The following is a 19,351-nucleotide window of genomic DNA, read 5'->3' on the forward strand; positions in this document are numbered from 1 at the left end:
AGCTAGATGTTATGAATATTTACATCGTCGCTTTTAGTTACGCGCAAGCAAGATTTTTGCTTGCTCGATCATTTGCTTACGACCAAACAATAAATGTCGACGCTTACCGCCAACCTGACGCCACAGTACCGCACCACGAACAGCCGCTAGTAATAACGCACGGACTTTATGCTGTACGTGAGATTGTTGTAATTGCGCAGGTGTGCCTGATACTTGGATACGAGGGCCAAGTGGGCTAATAATATCGAGGTAAACACTCGCGATATTACTGAGCATTTGCTCGTCAAGTAGCTCGAAGTGATCACGCTGGCGTTTAAGCATATCAATGCGATCACCAAGCTGAGACATACTATCTCGACGACTTTCCAACTTACGTTCTAATGCCATCACACTGACTAAGTAGCGAGTAATTTCACTACCTGACGTGCTATTGTCGATATCACGCACCATGGACTCTAAGCCCATGCGTAGGTTTTCTTCATTTCCATAGACAGCAATAGTATTGTTTGGTGTTGTTTCAACAATACTATTTAATGTTGCGGCTAGAATATCGTTGTCACAGCTACCATTCTTGGCAACTTCCTGAACCAGTTTTACCGCTTGGCAAATACCAGCAAAGGCGATTGTTCGATCATAAACAGTGTAAGCCACGGTGAAACTCCTTTAAATTCGCTCTTCAATAATGCCGCCACCTAGGCAGATTTCACCGTTGTAAAATACCGCGGATTGACCTGGAGTAACTGCAATTTGAGGCTCATCAAAAATCACTTTAATGGTTTCATCATCCACAGGAATGATGGTGCAAGGAATGTCTTGCTGGCGGTAACGTGTTTTCACTGTACAAGCCATTGTTTCACGAATTGGTTGACGATCAACCCAGTGCAATTGCTTCGCAATTAAACCGTTTGATTTTAGGCGCGGGTGATCTTTGCCTTGGCCAACAATCAATAGGTTGTTTTTAACATCTTTATCAACCACATACCATGCATCTTCGTGACCATTACCACCTTTTTGACCACCAATATGTAAGCCTTTACGTTGGCCTAGGGTGTGGTACATCAAGCCTTGGTGTTCACCAATTTCTTTCCCTTCGTCAGCGGTAACAATTTTACCTGGCTGAGCGGGTAGATATTTGCCTAAGAACTCAGTGAATTTACGCTCACCGATAAAACAGATACCTGTTGAATCTTTTTTCTTTGCTGTAATTAAGCCTTGCTCTTCTGCAATGCGACGAACTTCTGGTTTCTCGAGTTCACCAACAGGGAATAAGCTACGTGCGATCTGCTCGTGACTTAAGGTGTACAAGAAGTAGCTTTGGTCTTTGTTATTATCTACACCACGTAACATTTGTGGTTTATCGCCTTCCGCTGTTGGGAAGCTACGACGGGTGTAATGACCCATAGCAATGTAATCAGCTTCAAGTACTTCGTCTGCAAATTCAAGGAATGCCTTAAATTTGATTTCCTTATTACATAGAATATCTGGGTTTGGTGTACGACCGGCTTTGTATTCAGCTAGGAAGTACTCGAAAACGTTATCCCAGTATTCTGCTGCAAAGTTAATGGTGTGCAGAGGAATACCCAGCTTGTCACATACAGCTTGTGCATCAGCGAGATCTTCTGCAGCAGAGCAGTATTCGTCGTTATCGTCTTCTTCCCAGTTTTTCATAAATAAGCCTTCAACTTGATAACCCTGTTGAAGGAGTAGGTAAGCGGATACCGATGAATCTACGCCGCCGGACATGCCGACAATGACTTTCTTTTGGCTGTTATCTGACATATTTCTCTTCAGTCGCTAATTTAGTGTTAAGAGCGTAATTCTAACAGAAAGCATTGAGCTGAAACAGATCGAGAGCAGAATCACACTTCAATAAATAAGTGACATAGCGCAATGCGCTGTCTTGTATCATTGCTGAAATTAAAAAATTACTACTAATACAATGGGTAATAGCCAAATAAGCCGTGAATATAAAGTATAAGTAGACTGTTTTTTTAGTTGCGCAAACGTTTGCTATTTAGGTCGATAATAATAGATATAGTGATGAATGTGTAGTTTTTTTGAAGAGAAAGAGTGTTTTACATTTTAGTTGGTAATCTGTGTGATTTGAGAGAAGAAACAATCACACAGATAAATAGCAGCGTTTACAATTGTTCACTGGTGGCTAATGTGACCTCTCGCCACTCACCAGGTGCAAGATCATTGACCGTCCATTGTGCCATTTGATGGCGAATTAGGCGTAATGTTGGATGGCCGATATGCGCGGTCATACGGCGAACTTGGCGATTACGCCCTTCTTTTAGTGTAATAGCAAGCCATGTCGTTGGAATGTTTTTACGTTCGCGAATGGGGGGATTACGATCCCATACCATTGGTGATTCAATGACTTCAACACCTGCAGGCAGTGTCATGCCGTCTTTTAATTCTACGCCATCACGTAAAGCTTGCAGATTAGCTTCTGTTGGTGCGCCTTCAACTTGTACCCAATACACTTTTGCTTGCTTTGATTTGGGCTGCGTTAACCTAGCTTGTAACACACCATCATTGGTTAAAACTAACAAACCTTCACTGTCTTTATCTAAGCGTCCAGCAGGGTAAACATCTTTTACTGGAATAAAGTCTGCAAGTGTACTGTCACCCGGTTCACCAGAAAACTGGGTCAAAGTGTTAAAGGGTTTGTTAAATAAAATGATCTTTTGTGGACCGCGAGCTCGCTTCGGTTTATTTAATTTTCTTGATGCCCTGCGCTCATTATTGGCACGTTTAGGTTGACGAATCATGGTATTTGGCTTCATAAATACTGCCGTAATGGAGATTTGTAGTATAGACAGGTCTATTATACGTGAAAATAACACAATTGGCGTACCGTTAAAATTTCAAGTATGATTTGCTCGCATCTTACAAAAAGATAACAAATGGACGCTAGGAGATTAAAATGGATAGTAAAGTAGTTGTACCAGTTGAAGGTCAGAAAATTACCCTAGATTCTGATGGTAAATTGGTCGTTCCTAACAACCCAGTCATTCCTTACATTGAAGGTGATGGTATTGGTGTTGATGTAAGCCCTGCAATGATTAAAGTTGTCGATGCAGCTGTAAAGAAAGCCTATGCTGGCGATCGTAAAATTGAGTGGATGGAAATCTACACAGGTGAAAAGTCTACACAGATTTACGGTGAAGATGCTTGGTTACCTCAAGAAACATTAGACTTTATCCGCGAATATAAAGTAGCGATCAAAGGCCCACTGACAACACCTGTCGGCGGTGGTATTCGCTCACTGAATGTAGCATTACGTCAAGAGCTAGATTTATACATCTGTGCTCGTCCTGTTCGTTACTTTGATGGTGTTCCAAGCCCACTTAAGCAACCAGAGCTAACTGACATGGTTATTTACCGTGAAAACTCTGAAGATATCTATGCGGGTGTTGAATTCCAAGCGGGCACTGCTGAAGCGGATAAAGTAATTAAATTCCTACAAGAAGAAATGGGTGCAACTAAAATCCGTTTCCCACAACAATGTGGTGTAGGTATCAAGCCTGTATCTGAAGAAGGCACTAAGCGTTTAGTTCGTGCTGCAATTCAATACACAATCGATAACGATCGTGACTCACTAACGTTGGTACACAAAGGTAACATCATGAAGTTCACCGAAGGTGCCTTCAAAGATTGGGGTTACGAAGTTGCGCTACAAGAGTTCGGTGCTGAACTACTTGATGGTGGCCCATGGATGACTCTAAAGAATCCAAATACGGGTAAAGAAATCATCGTTAAAGATTGTATTGCTGATGCATTCTTGCAACAAATCCTACTTCGCCCTGCTGAATACGATGTTATTGCAACGATGAACCTAAACGGTGATTACGTTTCTGATGCACTTGCAGCACAGGTTGGTGGTATTGGTATCGCACCTGGCGCAAACATTGGTGATGGCATTGCATTATTTGAAGCAACGCACGGTACTGCACCTAAGTACGCAGGTCAGGATAAAGTAAACCCAGGTTCACTTATCCTTTCTGCAGAAATGATGCTGCGTCACCTAGGTTGGGTTGAAGCTGCAGATCTAATTATTAGTTCAATGGAAGCTGCGATTAGCAACAAAACAGTGACTTATGATTTCGAGCGTCTAATGGATGGCGCAACATTACGTAAGTGTTCTGAATTTGCTGATGATATGATTGAACAAATGTAATTTAATCATTACATATAGATATGAGCCCAGCACTGCTGGGCTTTTTTGTATGCAAAAAACACAGTTTGTCTGCTTGTTAGGCATTCAGAGTAATGGTTCGTGCTTAACTTCTCAAAGGTGATATTTGGCTATGAGTCAATGGTTTTCATCGCTGATTATTTCGCATATGATGAAAAAAGAGCAGGAAAATTGTTAAAAATATGTTTGTATTTGAGCGGTGGGGAGTGCTTTTTTAGTCATGCACTTTTTATTCATAATATGTTGGTATATTTCTCTGGTACAGAACAAGATTAGCGAATAACCATGTGGTGGGTGTACTTTTAATGTCCATTGAGGCATTGGATCATAGACAAGTAAACACATTATTATTATTGTCTGTTAATAATGCGGTAGATGTTGAGATAGAAGGGACTAAAAATTAAAGGCGAGAGAAACTCACCTTTATTATACACAATGTGGTAGATACAAGATTACTTAGCTTCATCACCTTCAGCGAGGATGATTTCGCTAGCATGATAGCCTTTGGGGCCTGTTTGCACTTCATAGTTAACTTGTTGTCCCGCCTTAAGTGTTCTATATCCTTCCATCTGGATTGTAGAGTAGTGGGCGAAGATATCATCTTCTCCATCCTCAGGGCAGATGAAACCAAAGCCTTTGGCGTTATTGAACCATTTCACTGTACCTGTTGCCATGCTATTACATCCCTCTTGCATTCAACTTCCATTTGGCATTAGCTATATACCAATACATTTGAATATTTGCATACTAATGCGTTTTGATGCAGATTATATCTACTACAGGTAACACTTTAGTAAAAAGAGCAAGTCAGTCAAGTGTTCTTTGTAACATTTTGATAAAATCTTTTTTGTTGGCTTCTCTATAGCCAGCTTGTGAACTAATGAACTAAGATGAAACTATGAGTAAGTTATACGAATGGATTAGCCCTGACTCCGATATTTTAGAAGAGGAAGAGATTCAGGTTAAGCCACCATCGATGTACAAAGTAATTTTGAATAATGATGATTACACACCGATGGATTTTGTGATAGAAGTGTTACAAACTTTCTTCTCCATGGATCTGGAGAAAGCTGCTCAGTTAATGCTAGCTGTACATTATGAAGGCAAAGCTATTTGCGGAACTTTCACGGCAGAGGTAGCAGAAACAAAAGTAGCGCAAGTAATGATGTACGCACGCGAACATGAACATCCGCTGTTGTGTACTATGGAAAAAGCATAATCTTTTTCCGGCACGCCATTTTTAGTGGTTTTTAGGGGAGGTGCCTTATGCTAAACAAAGAACTTGAAGCGAGCCTAAACGGTGCATTCGCCCGTGCGCGAGAAAAGCGCCATGAGTTTATGACTGTAGAACATCTATTGATGGCTCTATTAGAAAATGTAGCAGCTCAAGAGGCTTTATTAGCGTGCCGCGCTGATTTAGACCAATTGCGTCGTGAACTTGATTCCTTTATTGAACAAACTACGCCATTAATTCCGGTTGATGACGAAAGCCGTGAAACACAACCTACGCTAAGTTTCCAGCGTGTCTTACAACGTGCAGTTTTCCATGTTCAATCATCCGGACGTAGTGAAGTTACGGGTGCTAATGTTCTTGTTGCTATTTTTAGTGAGCAAGAATCTCACGCCGCTTACCTACTTAAGAAAAGTGATATTAGTCGTCTAGATGTCGTTAACTTTATCTCTCATGGCACTGTAAAAGACAGTGACAACGATGATGTTAATTCATCAGATATGGGAAATAACGAAGAGCAGCGCGCAGAAGCAAATTCTGAAGATAAGCTAGAGAACTTTGCAACTAACCTTAATCAGCTTGCAAAAGCGGGCGGTATTGATCCATTGATCGGGCGAGATAAAGAGCTGGAACGCACCGTTCAAGTGTTATGCCGTCGTCGTAAAAATAACCCATTATTGGTTGGTGAAGCTGGGGTCGGTAAAACAGCGATAGCAGAAGGGTTAGCATGGCGTATTGTTGAAGGACAGGTGCCAGAAATTATCAAAGATTGCGTGATCTATTCCCTGGATATTGGCTCGCTACTCGCGGGAACTAAGTATCGTGGTGACTTTGAAAAACGTTTTAAAGGAATTTTAAAGCAGTTAGAAAAAGAAGATCATGCAGTGCTATTTATCGATGAGATCCACACTATTATCGGTGCGGGTGCGGCATCAGGTGGTCAAGTTGATGCTGCAAATTTAATTAAGCCGTTGCTAAGTAGTGGCAAGTTACGTTGTATGGGATCAACCACGTACCAAGAGTACAGCAATATTTTTGAGAAAGAGCGCGCACTTTCACGCCGCTTCCAAAAGATTGATGTGATTGAACCATCTCTTGATGATACAACCAAGATATTAATGGGCTTGAAGCCGAAATATGAAGCGCACCATGAAGTACGTTTTACCAATAAAGCAATTCGTGCAGCGGTAGAGCTTTCAGCTAAATACATCAATGAGCGCCATTTACCAGATAAGGCGATTGATGTGATTGATGAAGCGGGAGCTCGTTGTCGTCTCGCTCCAGCTAATCGCCGTAAGAAAACGGTGAACGTGGGTGATATTGAAGCCATGATTGCAAAGATGGCACGTATCCCTGAGAAGTCGATTTCATCAAGCGATCGTGACGTACTTCAGCATCTTGATGACAAACTGAAGATGCTAGTCTTTGGTCAAGATAACGCCATTGATGTACTCACAGAGGCCATTAAGCTCAGTCGTGCAGGCTTAGGTGCTGAGAATAAACCTGTTGGTTCTTTCTTGTTTGCAGGCCCTACTGGTGTTGGTAAAACAGAAGTGACCGTACAACTTGCACGTACTCTAGGCATTGAACTATTACGTTTTGATATGTCAGAGTACATGGAGCGTCATACTGTTAGCCGTTTAATCGGTGCTCCTCCTGGTTATGTGGGTTATGACCAAGGTGGTTTATTAACGGACGCCGTGATCAAAAATCCACATTCAGTAGTGCTACTGGATGAGATTGAAAAAGCGCACCCTGATGTATTTAATCTACTACTACAAGTAATGGATAACGGTACGTTAACAGATAACAATGGTCGTAAAGCGGATTTCCGTAACGTGATTTTTGTTATGACGACCAATGCGGGTGTGACCGAGACAGTACGTAAATCGATTGGCCTTATTCAACAAGATCATAGCCATGATGCGATGACTGAAATCAAACGTGTATTTACACCGGAATTCAGAAATCGTTTAGACAATATCATTTGGTTTAACCACCTAGAGAAAGATGTTATTGGTCAAGTGGTAGATAAGTTTATTGTTGAACTGCAAGCCCAACTTGATGCGCGTGGTGTATCGATGGAAGTCTCTGAGCGTGCACGTAACTGGATGTCAGATAAAGGTTACGATAAATCAATGGGTGCTCGTCCGATGGCGCGTGTAATTCAAGATAACTTGAAAAAGCCGCTGGCGAATGAATTACTGTTTGGTTGTTTAGTGAATGGTGGTTCTGTACGTGTTGACTTTATCAATGATGAGCTTGATTTCCAATTCAGTAGTGAGATGGAACCTGCGCATTAGTGATGAAATGCGATAAAACTAGAAAGCCGCAGGCTACTAAGTCTGCGGCGTTTTTTTATCTACGCAAAAAGATTATTTGATAGATAAAATAAAACCCAGCATTTAGCTGGGTTTCACTGCATCGTTAATTTTGAAAGAAAATTAACGTGCGCGGAAGACGATGCGACCTTTAGTTAGATCGTAAGGAGTCAGTTCCACAGTTACTTTGTCACCAGTAAGAATACGGATGTAGTTTTTACGCATTTTACCAGAGATGTGAGCAGTAACAACGTGACCGTTTTCCAGCTCAACACGGAACATTGTATTAGGTAGTGTATCTAGTACAGTACCTGCCATTTCAATTACGTCTTCTTTTGCCATTGAATCCTCTTAGGCTACCAGCCATTCATCTTGATCGGGCTGGATAATGCCTCGAAACTGTTTAAGTGTAAAGTTTAGGTGCTAATTTTACCCTTGCCAGTTGTCTTTGTCAGCTTTTGTTCGCGATTAATACGTATTTTCTACGTAAATTGACTTTTGTTTGATGTGTTCAGTTTGTATTGCTTTAGATTTAAGCAAACTTACTGCCATATACCATCGATAAGTTTTTGATGAGGGACAAAACGTGTTTTGTAATTCATTGCCTTACAAGCATCGATTTGAAATCCAGGATATAGCCATTGACGTTTTGATTGACGACAGAACGCTATTTGAAAAAGTACACATAAGGTTCCGAGTGAGAGAGAGTGCTCTGGTTCAAAAAAGCTATACACTGCGCTCAATGCGTCAGGAAATACATCCGTTACAGCAATGGCGATAAGTTTTTCATCTTCATAAACATGTAAAAACGCGGTTGCCATCCAAGGTGCTGTTACAAATTCAAAAAATTGTTCTTTATTGGCTGGAAACATGGATCCTGTGGAATGACGAAGACGGATGTATTTTTCATATAATACAAACCAGTTTTCATCTAGCTCTGTTTTAAATTCAAAGCGCAGCTTTCGCATTTGAGCTTGCTGACGCTTTTGACTTCTTGATGGTGTGAACCTTTGGCAATCAATACGTAAAGGTGTACAAGCTGAGCAAGCAGCACACATAGGTTTGTAAATGGCACGACTACTGCGACGGTAACCTGAGGCTATTAATACGTCGTAGCCTTCGGGTGATAGCCACTGTGGCTCTATTACTACCCCTAAACGTTCTGTTTGATTAGGTAAGTAACTGCAATTAGATTCTGGTGTTAGACCTATTTGTAGTGATAACTGATCCATTGGTTAGGCCTGTGCAATCGGTAAAACGTGAGAAAGATAGGTTTCTACTGGCAGTATAATATCTCGCTGCTGGTAAAGATGGTCTAAAAATAGCGAACGCTCAAAGGTTTCTGCGCCTAAGGATTCAAGGTGTGGATTCATCATCTGGCAATCAATTAATGTACCGCCAAGCTCAGAGAAATAACGACAAAACTGCCATAATGCAATTTTAGATGCATTATCCGCCAATGAAAACATCGACTCACCACAAAAAACAGTTCCTATTGCAACACCATAAAAACCACCTATAAGTTTTTCATTAGACCAGACTTCCACGGAATGACAAATACCTAATGTATGTAGTTTTTGATAGGCTGAAATCATTTCTTCGGTGATCCATGTTTGTTCAGGCCCTCGGCAACTTGCACAGTGGCGAATCACATCATGGCATGCCTTGTTAATCGTGACGGTATAGCCTGATTTACGGAAAAACTTTTTCAGGCTCTTACTTGGCATAAAGGCATGTGGATGAAAAACGCCACGAGGGGTAGGACTCCACCAGAGAAGAGGTTCATCTTCCGAAAACCAAGGAAAAATACCTTCACGATAGGCGGTTTGTAAGCGTTTGGGGCTGAGATCTCCTCCCATTGCCAATAACCCATTAGGTTCTGATAAGGCGTTTGACGGGTGAGGAAACTGGTAAGTGCTGCTATCGATCTCTGGTAAATAAATAGTCATACTTTACTGATAGTAGTGGTAAATCTTAAATGATTATATCGCAGTTGATGGTGAGATGAGACAGATAATAAAAAGGCGATACAGTCAGATATCGCCTTTATTTATTTTAGCTATTACAGTACTTAGATACGATTACACAATTCTGCATAACGACCGTTTTGTGCCAGTAATGCTTGGTGTTTACCGCGTTCGATGATCTCACCTTCATCCATTAAACAGATTTGATCCATTTGATCGAGTCCCACTAATCGGTGGGTGATAAAGAGTACGGTTTTATCTTTTGCATGTTCGAGTAACAAGGCTAATATTTGCTGCTCAGTTCGGCGATCAAGACCTTCTGTTGGCTCATCCATTAGTAGGATAGGCGCATCATGAAGTAGTGCGCGAGCGATACCTAAGCGGCGTCTTTCACCACCAGAGATTTGACGTCCACCTTCACCTAACCAAGTATCTAATCCTTTCTCTTCAAGTAGGGTTGATAGGCCGACTTGAATTAATGCCTCGGTAAATTCAGCATCAGTGCCGTTGGGTTTTGCTAACACAAGGTTTTCACGTAATGAACCATTGAAGATATCAACACGTTGGCTAACCACGGTAATTGCTTTACGTAGAGCACTTTCACTCCATGTTGGAAGTGGTTTGCCATCAATGGAAATTTGACCTTGTTGAGGATCCCAACTACGCGTGAGCAGTTGAAGTAAGGTTGATTTACCACAACCTGTTCGCCCTAGTAATGCCAGTTTTTCACCTTGTTTTAAGTCTATTGATACATTCTTCACAACAGTCTGAGTGCTACCGTAATAGGTGTAGCTGACATTTTCAATCTTTAGCTCACCTTGTGCATCACCGTGGTAACCGTTTGGATCAAAGATCGTATCAGGTGTCGCTTCAATGATTTCATTTAAGCGTTTTGCTGACGTTATGGTTTGCCCTAGGTATTGGAAAGCACCAGCAACTGGCATCATCATCTCAAAGCTTGCCATGGTTGCAAATGCGACCATAGCTACAAATGGATCGGGCGCATGGCCACCAATACCATCAGCAGCAATCCACAGAATGACCACTAAGGTCCAGCCTGTGGCTGCCATCAACATACCATTCGCTAAGCCTGTTAAACTCGCCATTTTGCGTTGAGCTGCAAGCAGTTGGTCTTGCTCTGCTTCTGCTTGTTGGCGGTAACGAGGTTCTGCATTAAAAAGCAAGAGTTCTGCATGGCCTTGCAACCAATCTAGTAGTTTTACACGGTAGTTCGCTTTTGCAACTGTCAGTTGCTCACCGTTACGTTTACCTAAGTGGTAAAACAAAATAGGCAATATAAACATTAATGAGAGCAAGATCCCACCAAGCGTTAAGCCAATCGTTGGATCAAACCATGATAAAAATGCGGTAATTGCAGCGATACCTAATACGCCAATCACTAAAGGACTAACCAATCTTAGATAGATGTGATCCATCGCATCAACATCAGCAACTAAACGGTTCAGCAAATCAGCATCACGTAGGTTCGCTTGACGGCCAGGGATCAGTGGTGTGAGTTTCCTAAAGAAAAATAAACGTAGATCAGCAAGGAGCTTAAACGTTGCATTGTGGCTAACAACGCGTTCCCCCCAGCGCCCTGCGGTACGAGCCATAGAGAAACCACGAACCCCAGCCCCTGGTAACATGTAGTTGAATGTTTCTCTCGCTATGGTTAAACCCGCAACAGCAGAAGCGGCAATAAACCAGCCGGATAGGGTTAATAGACTAATAGCGGCAAGAATTGTAGCTAAACCTAAGAGCATACCGAGTGTTAAGCCAAACCAGTGCTTACGGTAAAGTTTTAGGTAAGGGATTAAATCACGCATCGAGATCCCTCTTATCTGTATGGCTTAGCATATCTGCCAGTAAGCCATGTTGACTGATTTCTACGAACGAACCGTTTTGAACAAGTTTGCCATTCTCCATTACAAGAACACGATCCATAGCATGTAGTTGATCTAAACGGTGGCTAACCATCAATGTGGTGTGTTGCTCAACAGCACGACCTAAACTTTCAAGGACTAAGCGTTCACTGTTAGCATCAAGGCTGGCTGTGGGCTCATCTAAAATCCAAAACGCACCTTGTTGTAACATGGCGCGAGCAACAGCAATACGCTGCGCTTGACCTACAGATAAACCACCGGAACGATCACCAACATGATGTTGATAACCTTTTTCTAAGCGATTAATGAATTCGTCAGCGTAAGCTTCTTTTGCTACTTGAGTTACTTTGGCTTGTTCCGCGAATTGATCACCTAATGTGATGTTTTCATAAATCGTACCGTGAACAAGTAACGGGTTTTGACCAACCCAGCTAATCGCTTGACGCCATTCACTGTGGTTAAGCTCTTTCAATTCAATCCCATTAACTTTTATACTGCCGCGATAGGGTAGGAACCCCAATAAGGCGTTTAATAAACTGGTTTTACCTGCACCACTAGGGCCAACCAATGCCACATGCTCATTGGCATTAATATCAAATGTCAGTGGACCTGCAAGCTTTTGACCTTCAGGACTTAATACTTCTAATTCGGTCACTGATATTTGTATTTTCTCTGGCGTTGTTAATGTTTTAGTGCCATCCGTCATTTCGTCTGCCTCAATATTTAGAAACTCAACGATAGATTCTGCCGCACCAATAGCTTGTGCCTTGGCATGATAGAAAGTACCAAGATCACGTAGCGGTTGGTAAAACTCGGGCGCAAGAACCAGAATGAACAAACCAGTAAATAAAGTAATAGGGATACCGTAGTTACCGAAATTTAATTCACCGATAAAAGCAAAACCGAAGTAAACCGCAACAATAGCAACAGAAATAGCAGAGAAGAACTCTAATACTGCTGAAGATAAGAAAGCAAGACGAAGGACTTCCATTGTTCGTTTACGAAGTACGTGTGAAGCGGCATTCAGGTTCTCTGCTTCAGCCTCTGCACGATCAAATAAACGCAGGGTAGATAGCCCTTGAAGACGGTCGTAAAAGTGACCAGATAAGCGTTGTAATGCCTTAAAATTTCGGCGGTTAGCATCTGCAGCACCTAAGCCAACCAGTGCCATAAATAAAGGAACAAGTGGTGCGGTGAGTAAGAATATTAACCCCGCTGCCCAGTTTAAGGGGAAAACGACAAATAAAATAACGACAGGAATAAGAACGGATAGTGACATCTGGGGTAGATAGCGAGCAAAGAAATCTTGCATTTCTTCTACTTGCTCAAGAACAAGACTTGCCCATGTGCCAGCAGGTTTCCCTTTAATATAAGCGGGGCCTAAGTTTTGTAAGCGGTTAAGAATTAATTGGCGTATATGTAACCGTATTTGTTCGCCGCAACGGTAACCAAAAATTTCTCTTCCCCAACTACATAGGGAACGCAAACCGATAATAACAAATAAACCAATAAATTGATTAATAAGAGAGTATTTATCAGTATGTTCAATAATCAGTTGATGCAGAATATTTGCAAGTAATGCTGCTTGTCCAACAAGCAGTAAACCAGACAAAAAGCCTAATCCAATACTTAGCATAAGCCAGCGTTTTGCTAACTTGCTTTGGGATTTAAGCCATTTGGTTAAATCGCGATGTAATTGTTTATCCATATAAGGGTTTCATTACGGTATTAACGGTGGGTAGCTCATAGTTAAATGGTGAGCATACATTTAACTATGAGATAAACAAACCGCGACTTCATGAGTGGCGGTTTGGACGTTTACTGATTATTGGGCGTCAAGGTAACGTTCTGCATCAAGCGCAGCCATACAACCAGTTCCTGCAGAGGTAATTGCTTGGCGGTAGTTATGATCCATAACGTCACCAGCTGCAAAAATGCCTTCAATGCTTGTCTGTGTTGCATTACCATTTAAGCCTGACTGCACTTTAATATAGCCATTTTCCATGTCTAATTGACCTTCAAAAATAGCGGTATTTGGCTGGTGGCCAATTGCAATGAACACACCCATAACCTCTAACTCTTCAGTGGCGTTAGAATGAGTATCTTTAAGACGAAGACCAGTAACCCCCATATCATCACCAAGTACTTCGTCTAAAGTACGATCTGTATGCAGTATGATATTGCCATTAGCGACTTTATCCATGAGACGATCAATCAGAATTTTTTCTGAACGGAAAGAATCACGACGGTGGATAAGGTGAACTTCAGAGGCGATATTTGATAGATAAAGCGCCTCTTCAACAGCTGTATTACCGCCACCGACAACTGCTACTTTTTGACTGCGATAAAAGAAACCGTCACAAGTCGCACATGCAGAAACGCCACGGCCTTTAAATGCTTCCTCTGATTCTAAGCCAATGTATTTTGCTGAAGCGCCTGTTGAGATAATTAGCGCATTACACGTGTAAGTATTGCTTTCACCTTTTAATAAAAAAGGACGTTGGCTGAAATCCGTTTCAACAATGTAGTCGGTAATAATTTCCGTATTGAATTTTTCTGCGTGTGCTTTCATGCGATCCATTAGCGCAGGACCGGTGAGATCATCAGCATCTCCAGGCCAGTTTTCCACTTCTGTCGTCGTAGTTAATTGACCGCCTTGCTGCATACCAGTGATCATCACAGGGTTTAAATTTGCACGTGCTGCATATACTGCAGCGGTGTAGCCCGCAGGACCAGAACCAAGGATGAGCAGTTCACAATGTTTTACGTTACTCATTTCTTCTCCAGGCTGAATGAGATTATTGTTATTGAGAATTGATTGTAGGTAAATTGCAGACGTAAAGGAAGAGTCGAATTAAGAATAGGTTATTGCTAATTTGTCGTTATATATGAAAAAAAAACGTTAAGTAAAGACAAAGAGGTTAATAAATAAAACGTTACATAGGTCACAAAAAAATACGAAAGAAAATGAATAAGTAAAAAACATAAAATTGAAAAATCAGATTATATTTTTATCGCGTCATTTTTTTATTATCAATTGTTTTATATTTAACCGCGTTAGCTATGTCGAATGTACAGGTTGATGCATAATTTGTTTTTAATCGTTTGATTTTTAATGATAATTTTATTGTTTTTTATTGAGAATAAAAGAAAGAACGTTAGCAAAGAAACCTTGATTAAAAAATGGTCGACTAGATATTAGGTGTTTTTATATGGTTAATTATTCATATGATAATGCTCTTTGTCGCAAATAGAATGGAGTCAAAGATACATGTTTTAGGTGTTTTTTATGCGTTTTCGTAGTGATTAATACGAATTTTACTGCTGTTTTACTTTGACAATCATTTCTTATCTGGTAAAAATTTCTATAACTACATAATGATGCGCACCTGAAATTATAGGATAGGCGGGTGATAAATATTCAATTTTTAGCATGCGGCAAGACTGTAGCTGGCAATATTGTGCAAGGAACATGAGCGGGTAGTGAATTATAAAGCTCAAACTGCCATGAAAATAATGTTAAGCAGTCAATTTGTCTAGGTTACATGTCAATTTATAGGTGATTATTGATCATTAATTTTGACTTTTGGCTTATTTGATTCTAAAAATAGATAAAATGTAGTATATTTTTTGCAAGGAAGTAAGAAGGTGGAATAAAAAATGGTAGATACCAAAAAGAAACCATCCAAGGAATTGGATCGCATTGACCGTAATATTTTGAATGAACTTCAAAAAGACGGCAGAATTTCAAATGTTGAGCTATCAAAGCGCGTTGGTTTATCCCCAACACCTTGTCTTGAGCGTGTACGTCGTTTAGAGCGTCAAGGTTATATCAGTGGTTATACTGCATTGCTTAACCCACAGTTTCTTGATGCTTCATTATTAGTGTTTGTAGAAATCACACTAAATCGCGGTGCACCAGATGTATTTGAACAGTTCAATAAATCAGTTCAAGAGCTTGAAGATATTCAAGAATGTCATCTTGTTTCTGGTGATTTTGACTACTTATTAAAAACACGTGTATCTGATATGTCAGCATACCGTAAGCTTCTTGGTGAAACCTTGTTGCGTCTACCGGGTGTAAATGACACGCGTACGTACGTTGTAATGGAAGAAGTTAAACAGTCAAATAATCTAGTGATTAAAACACGATAAGTGTATTTCTGAGTATAAGCAGAATAAATAAACGAGCGGCTATTTAGCCGCTCGTTTTGTTTGTACGATATGTTAATTTATTCATAGTGGTGGTTAATTGGACAAAAAGTGAATCAAATTGACATAGTGATGAATTTTTTTATCTATTGGGCGTCTAAAATAGCTATCTGTACCTTATTATCTGGGGCGAGAGAAAATTTTTCACTAAAAGCTTTTTCGGTACACAGACAATGCACGCATTTAGTATAGAATAGTGGCATTGAGACAATGACATTGTATTTCTTATATTTAGCTAAACTTTATAGCGCATTTGGCTATAGATATTAGTATTATTCGATGAATGTCTTAGATTTCTGGCAAAATTTTGAGTTTTATAGAGACATCGGAGTTATCCTTGAGGAAAATTAAAGGTAAAAAACTGTCCCAGATGCGTTTGTCAGGTACACAACGCATTGTTGAAGGTTTTTTAATCATCAGTATTTTAGCTGCTATTTATATTATGGTGGCATTGGTAACATTTAACCCTGCAGATCCATCATGGTCACAAACTGCTTGGGAAGGGGTTGTTCAGAATAAAGCTGGCGCGTTTGGCGCTTTAGTGGCTGATACATTCTTCTTCAGTTTTGGTTCATTAGCCTATGTTTTTCCTGCCTTAATAGTCTTACTTGGCTATTATTTATTTCGTCGCCGTTCAAAAAGTTTATCTCACGATTATATGGTTTACGGCACTCGTCTTTTAGGTCTAATTTTATTGCTATTAACTAGCTGTGGTCTTGCTGATTTAAACTTTGACGATATTTGGTACTTTTCATCGGGTGGAGTCGTGGGAGATGTTGTTTCAAACATCTCTATGCCATTGCTTAATGTGCTTGGTACAACATTAGTATTAATGTTTATTTGGGCTATTGGCTTTACATTGTTCTCGGGTATTTCATGGATATCAATTGTTGATACATTAGGTGAGAAGACGCTTGCTTCGTTAACATGGTTTTTAAATAAATTCCGCTCAGATAAACATGAGGTTATGCGACCTTTTGCAACCGAAATCCCTGATGAATCAGAAATGCCTTACATGGCACACATAAGTGACGTTGATGATGAAGATGACCCGTTATTATCATCTTATGTTAATAACAAACCATTAGATAATAATGCAAAAGAAGTCGAATCTTCACCTTATAAGATTGTTCGACCGAATTCTGATGTGACACGTGACCCGTTGTTAGAAACGAGTGAACCTGTTGTCAGCCCGCCCGCGGCACAACCGCAACCAGCTGTTCAACAACCTGTTGTAAGTCAGCCAGTGGTACAACCGCAAACTGCTGTTCAACAACCTGTTGTAAGTCAGCCCGCGGCACAACCGCAACCAGCTGTTCAACAATCTGTGATAAGTCAGCCCGCGGTACAACCGCAACCAGCTGTTCAACAACCTGTTGTAAGTCAGCCAGTGGCACAACCGCAAACTGCTGTTCAACAACCTGTTGTAAGTCAGCCAGTGGTACAACCACAAGCAGCTGTTCAACAACCTGTTGTAAGTCAGCCTGTTCAACAGCAACAAGAGACAGTTCAGCAGCCAGCTACTCAGCCTCGTGGTCTTTCGATTGAGGATTTAGAACGTGAACTGGATAAAAATGAAGATTTTACTGTTCCAGTGGATGAGTATACGCAAAGTGCAATTGAAGCGGCTGAATCAGCAGTAACTGCTGCTCCTGCTTATCATTCTTCACAGCAGAATGTTGTTGAACTAAGTCAAGCTGAAGAATCTATGTCTGTTCAACAGACAACACCAGTAGCGTCGCAAGTTGTCGCTCCACAACCAACAACATCACAGCCAGTTCCTGGAAGTGATATTGAAATTGGTGTGCAAGATGGTATGTCTGAACTAGAGCGTGGTGAAGCGGTAGCGTTAACACCAGAACAAAAAGAAAAAGCCGATCAGGAAGCGTTTTTACAAAATATTCGTGATTTACAAAAAGAACAAGCGCATTTGGCTGGATTAGATAATCCGTTTTTAATGCAAACAGAAGTTGATCTTCCGGCGCCAACGTCACCAATGCCGACATTAGATTTATTGCAACCAGCGCGTCGCACTGTGGAGCCTGCTTCTGAAGAAGAGCTGCAAGCGACAGCTGCGTTAATTGAATCTAAGTTAGTTGATTATAAAATTAAAGCGCAGGTGAAAGGGATTTATCCGGGGCCAGTTATTACCCGCTTTGAATTAGATTTAGCGCCAGGTGTGAAAGTCAGTCGCATCTCTGGTTTAGCAAAAGACTTAGCGCGTGCGTTGTCTGTGATGGCTGTACGTGTCGTTGAGGCTATTCCGGGTAAACCATATATTGGTTTAGAACTGCCGAACAAAGGTCGAGAAACGGTATACATGTCTGAAGTGGTCGCCAGTGAGCGTTTTCAGAATATGGATGGTCCATTACCGATTGTTTTAGGTAGCGATATCGCTGGTGAAGCTGTTGTGGCTGATCTAAGTAAAATGCCTCACTTACTGGTTGCGGGTACGACGGGATCGGGTAAATCAGTTGGTGTAAACGTCATGATCTTGAGCTTACTATACAAGTGTAAGCCGGAAGATTGTCGCTTTATTATGATCGATCCAAAGATGTTGGAATTATCTATTTATGAAGGTATACCGCATCTATTAACGGAAGTCGTAACTGACATGAAAGATGCCGGCAATGCCTTGCGTTGGTGTGTTGGGGAAATGGAACGTCGTTATAAGCTCATGGCGAAATGTGGAGTACGTAACCTAGCGGGCTTCAACGATAAGTTAGAGGAAGCGGCAGCGGCGGGTTTCCCTATTCATGATCCATTATGGCAGCCAGGCGATACCATGGATGAATACCCACCATTACTTGAAAAAATGCCGAGTATTGTGGTTATCATCGATGAATTTGCTGACTTAATGATGGTTGTTGGTAAGAAAGTTGAAGAGCTTATCGCGCGTCTCGCTCAAAAGGCACGTGCGGCAGGTATCCACTTAGTACTTGCTACTCAGCGCCCATCTGTAGATGTTATTACCGGCTTAATTAAAGCAAATATTCCTACGCGTATGGCATTTACGGTATCGACCAAAACAGATTCACGTACCATTCTTGATCAAGGTGGTGCAGAATCCTTGCTTGGTATGGGTGATATGCTGTACTTACCACCAGGTCAAAGCCATACAACACGTGTTCACGGTGCATTTGCATCGGATGATGATGTACATAACGTGGTGAATGATTGGAAAGCGCGTGGTAAACCACAATATATAGATAGTATTCTAAGCTCAGACCAAGGTTCAGAAAGTCTATTGCCGGGTGAAACATCCACTGGTGGTGATGATGATATCGATCAACTGTTTGATGAAGTAGCTGCATTTGTCACTGAAACGCGTCGCGCATCAGTATCGGGTGTTCAGCGCCGGTTTAAAATTGGTTATAACCGCGCAGCGCGAATTGTTGAGCAATTAGAAGCGCATGGCATTGTTAGTCCACCGGGGCACAATTCAAACCGAGAAGTACTAGCACCTGCGCCAGTACAGATCCACGATTAATGAATAAACCGACACCTTGCTGTCAGTAAATTTATAGCGTAAT

At 41.1% G+C, this 19,351-nt stretch carries 15 protein-coding genes; 5 read left to right on the top strand and 10 right to left on the bottom strand.

Features of this window, described 5'->3' with window-relative positions; translation table 11 throughout:
- Positions 1 to 33: 33 nt before the first annotated feature.
- The 3 genes from hflD to C9J41_RS03670 form a co-directional block, all read right to left on the bottom strand.
- On the bottom strand, positions 34 to 651 hold the full coding sequence (hflD, locus tag C9J41_RS03660; RefSeq protein WP_005368793.1) for a high frequency lysogenization protein HflD: 618 nt from the start codon (positions 649 to 651) through the stop codon (positions 34 to 36).
- Between the two features lie 12 nt (positions 652 to 663).
- Positions 664 to 1,779, bottom strand: a complete 1,116-nt coding sequence (gene mnmA, locus C9J41_RS03665) for a tRNA 2-thiouridine(34) synthase MnmA (RefSeq protein WP_107206167.1) — start codon at positions 1,777 to 1,779, stop codon at positions 664 to 666.
- 362 nt (positions 1,780 to 2,141) lie between these two features.
- Entirely contained in the window at positions 2,142 to 2,792 is a 651-nt protein-coding gene (locus C9J41_RS03670; protein ID WP_107206168.1) for a pseudouridine synthase, read from the bottom strand.
- 140 nt (positions 2,793 to 2,932) lie between these two features.
- On the opposite strand from C9J41_RS03670, the gene icd reads away from it, so the two are divergent.
- On the top strand, positions 2,933 to 4,186 hold the full coding sequence (gene icd, locus C9J41_RS03675) for an NADP-dependent isocitrate dehydrogenase (protein WP_107206169.1): 1,254 nt from the start codon (positions 2,933 to 2,935) through the stop codon (positions 4,184 to 4,186).
- Positions 4,187 to 4,656: 470 nt separating this feature from the next.
- On the opposite strand, the gene cspD is transcribed toward icd, so the two are convergent.
- Positions 4,657 to 4,878 (bottom strand): cold shock domain-containing protein CspD, encoded by a 222-nt coding sequence (cspD, locus tag C9J41_RS03680; protein ID WP_005368784.1) that lies wholly within the window; start codon positions 4,876 to 4,878, stop codon positions 4,657 to 4,659.
- Positions 4,879 to 5,102: 224 nt separating this feature from the next.
- Here cspD and clpS point away from each other — a divergent pair, with 224 nt between their 5' ends.
- Positions 5,103 to 5,423: an ATP-dependent Clp protease adapter ClpS gene (gene clpS, locus C9J41_RS03685; RefSeq protein WP_006646582.1), complete on the top strand. Its 321-nt coding sequence runs from the start codon at positions 5,103 to 5,105 to the stop codon at positions 5,421 to 5,423.
- A gap of 47 nt (positions 5,424 to 5,470) precedes the next feature.
- Positions 5,471 to 7,738 (top strand): ATP-dependent Clp protease ATP-binding subunit ClpA, encoded by a 2,268-nt coding sequence (gene clpA, locus C9J41_RS03690; protein WP_105059833.1) that lies wholly within the window; start codon positions 5,471 to 5,473, stop codon positions 7,736 to 7,738.
- 141 nt (positions 7,739 to 7,879) lie between these two features.
- Here the strand turns inward: clpA and infA are convergent, their stop codons facing one another.
- From infA to trxB, 6 genes are all read right to left on the bottom strand, one after another.
- Positions 7,880 to 8,098, bottom strand: coding sequence for a translation initiation factor IF-1 (infA, locus tag C9J41_RS03695; protein ID WP_005368778.1), 219 nt, complete (start codon positions 8,096 to 8,098; stop codon positions 7,880 to 7,882).
- Between the two features lie 200 nt (positions 8,099 to 8,298).
- On the bottom strand, positions 8,299 to 8,988 hold the full coding sequence (locus tag C9J41_RS03700) for an arginyltransferase (RefSeq protein ID WP_107206170.1): 690 nt from the start codon (positions 8,986 to 8,988) through the stop codon (positions 8,299 to 8,301).
- A gap of 3 nt (positions 8,989 to 8,991) precedes the next feature.
- Complete coding sequence (aat, locus tag C9J41_RS03705) at positions 8,992 to 9,705, bottom strand: leucyl/phenylalanyl-tRNA--protein transferase (protein ID WP_107294234.1); 714 nt, start codon at positions 9,703 to 9,705, stop codon at positions 8,992 to 8,994.
- Positions 9,706 to 9,827: 122 nt separating this feature from the next.
- Entirely contained in the window at positions 9,828 to 11,549 is a 1,722-nt protein-coding gene (gene cydC / locus C9J41_RS03710; protein ID WP_107206172.1) for a cysteine/glutathione ABC transporter ATP-binding protein/permease CydC, read from the bottom strand.
- Positions 11,542 to 13,314 (bottom strand): cysteine/glutathione ABC transporter permease/ATP-binding protein CydD, encoded by a 1,773-nt coding sequence (gene cydD / locus C9J41_RS03715; RefSeq protein ID WP_107294235.1) that lies wholly within the window; start codon positions 13,312 to 13,314, stop codon positions 11,542 to 11,544. Before cydD ends, cydC begins: the two co-directional genes overlap by 8 nt.
- 117 nt (positions 13,315 to 13,431) lie before the next feature.
- Entirely contained in the window at positions 13,432 to 14,382 is a 951-nt protein-coding gene (gene trxB, locus C9J41_RS03720) for a thioredoxin-disulfide reductase (protein WP_107206174.1), read from the bottom strand.
- Positions 14,383 to 15,266: 884 nt separating this feature from the next.
- Here trxB and lrp point away from each other — a divergent pair.
- Both lrp and C9J41_RS03730 read left to right on the top strand, forming a co-directional pair.
- Positions 15,267 to 15,761 carry a leucine-responsive transcriptional regulator Lrp gene (gene lrp, locus C9J41_RS03725; protein ID WP_005368765.1) on the top strand — a complete coding sequence of 165 codons (495 nt, stop codon included), beginning with the start codon at positions 15,267 to 15,269 and terminating at the stop codon, positions 15,759 to 15,761.
- Positions 15,762 to 16,188: 427 nt separating this feature from the next.
- Entirely contained in the window at positions 16,189 to 19,308 is a 3,120-nt protein-coding gene (locus C9J41_RS03730; RefSeq protein ID WP_107294236.1) for a DNA translocase FtsK 4TM domain-containing protein, read from the top strand.
- The last annotated feature ends 43 nt before the right edge of the window (positions 19,309 to 19,351 follow it).

Source organism: Photobacterium sp. GB-50 (assembly GCF_003026755.1).
GTDB lineage: Bacteria > Pseudomonadota > Gammaproteobacteria > Enterobacterales > Vibrionaceae > Photobacterium.

Coding starts and splice junctions, on each gene's coding strand:
- mnmA (WP_107206167.1), bottom strand. CDS start 1,779: ATGTCAGATAACAGCCAAAAGAAAGTCATTGTCGGCATGTCCGGCGGC.
- C9J41_RS03670 (WP_107206168.1), bottom strand. CDS start 2,792: ATGAAGCCAAATACCATGATTCGTCAACCTAAACGTGCCAATAATGAG.
- icd (WP_107206169.1), top strand. CDS start 2,933: ATGGATAGTAAAGTAGTTGTACCAGTTGAAGGTCAGAAAATTACCCTA.
- cspD (WP_005368784.1), bottom strand. CDS start 4,878: ATGGCAACAGGTACAGTGAAATGGTTCAATAACGCCAAAGGCTTTGGT.
- clpS (WP_006646582.1), top strand. CDS start 5,103: ATGAGTAAGTTATACGAATGGATTAGCCCTGACTCCGATATTTTAGAA.
- clpA (WP_105059833.1), top strand. CDS start 5,471: ATGCTAAACAAAGAACTTGAAGCGAGCCTAAACGGTGCATTCGCCCGT.
- infA (WP_005368778.1), bottom strand. CDS start 8,098: ATGGCAAAAGAAGACGTAATTGAAATGGCAGGTACTGTACTAGATACA.
- C9J41_RS03700 (WP_107206170.1), bottom strand. CDS start 8,988: ATGGATCAGTTATCACTACAAATAGGTCTAACACCAGAATCTAATTGC.
- aat (WP_107294234.1), bottom strand. CDS start 9,705: ATGACTATTTATTTACCAGAGATCGATAGCAGCACTTACCAGTTTCCT.
- cydC (WP_107206172.1), bottom strand. CDS start 11,549: ATGCGTGATTTAATCCCTTACCTAAAACTTTACCGTAAGCACTGGTTT.
- cydD (WP_107294235.1), bottom strand. CDS start 13,314: ATGGATAAACAATTACATCGCGATTTAACCAAATGGCTTAAATCCCAA.
- trxB (WP_107206174.1), bottom strand. CDS start 14,382: ATGAGTAACGTAAAACATTGTGAACTGCTCATCCTTGGTTCTGGTCCT.
- lrp (WP_005368765.1), top strand. CDS start 15,267: ATGGTAGATACCAAAAAGAAACCATCCAAGGAATTGGATCGCATTGAC.
- C9J41_RS03730 (WP_107294236.1), top strand. CDS start 16,189: ATGCGTTTGTCAGGTACACAACGCATTGTTGAAGGTTTTTTAATCATC.